General features: G+C 36.1%; 1 protein-coding gene. It reads right to left on the reverse strand.

Annotation, left to right across the window (positions count from 1 at the left end):
• Window positions 1-1,097, reverse strand: a 1,097-nt coding sequence (locus CLV62_RS21435) for an IS4 family transposase (RefSeq protein WP_110312793.1), incomplete at its 3' end; no start/stop codon positions are given.
• Window positions 1,098-1,220 lie beyond the last annotated feature (123 nt).

The following is a 1,220-nucleotide window of genomic DNA, read 5'->3' on the forward strand; positions in this document are numbered from 1 at the left end:
TGCTCAGTACATGACAAAAATTTACACGGGTCTATATTCTGCTTGTAATAAGCCTTGTAAAGGTATTCAAAAATATAATCGAGTCCATATTTGAAAAAACTTTTAGCCAATCTACCATGTTTTAGTATCCTTATCTTCTTTATCTTGCGGTGAATATACATACCGGTAAGATATGCCCATAAGAAGGCAATAAAAACCATTGACAGCATTTTCTCAAAACGCTCCATATCCCTCAAGTGTGTTTTCTCGATATTAAATCCGCTAGTTTTGAGAGCCCTGAACAAGGATTCTATCTGCCAACGCTCTTTATAAGCTTTCACCGAAGCTCTTGTCTTATCAAAACTGGCAATTATAACCAAATCCCTTCTGCCCTTATCATTGACAAAACAACAGGCAGACAAAAAACAAATTCTTCCGGTGACATAATAAGGATGAGCCAGGAACTTACATTGACCTATCTTTAGTGACTCAAATAAGCGGGATATATTCATATACTTACCTTTAAGGGCATGCATCACCTGATAATTGCTCAGAATACGAATATGATATCTGATGGCATTTATATTGAGCCAGCCAAACCATTTTTCACCGATAAATTCCCTGTCAGCCAAAAGATCTTTAATGCTGTCTTTGCCAAACAGCCGTATATAATGTTCCATGATTTCTATACGTTCATTGATGCTGGATGCTCCTCTTTTAGGCATCATTCGATAGACAAGAGGAAAACTGATTCCTTTGTAAGCGATTGACAAAACCAATATATTAATATTTATCTGGCCGAATTTCCAGTTTGTCCGGTCTATAATCAACCTGTAGGGAGGCTTATGGGGCAACAGACTATAAATCATCCGGCAAATCAAATCTTTATCCAGCATGTAATCAGCCATAAAACGTTGTATGCGTCGCAAAGAAGAGCCCGTACTTACACTACTTTCAAAACCCTGAGCTAAACGCTCAAAGTTGACGGTTTGAACTTTGCATAAAGAGAGTATCATTAATGCCATAAATTTTATGCGTGCCCGATTAATTTTTCCACTAAAATGGGTTTCCAATATCAGACTTAATTCCTTACTTTTGTTTGAGACCTTGGTTTGCATATCTTGAAAAACTCCCCAGTTTTTCTTTCTAAGATACGTAAAATCAAGGTCTTTTCAAAATGAAAAATCACTTATTATCAATAAATTACCTGATTTATTGCTCTTTTTTTGTCATGTACTGAG

The organism is Indolivaga alginatilytica, from assembly GCF_003201355.1.
Classification (GTDB): Bacteria; Bacteroidota; Bacteroidia; order Bacteroidales; family Dysgonomonadaceae; genus Dysgonomonas_A; species Dysgonomonas_A alginatilytica.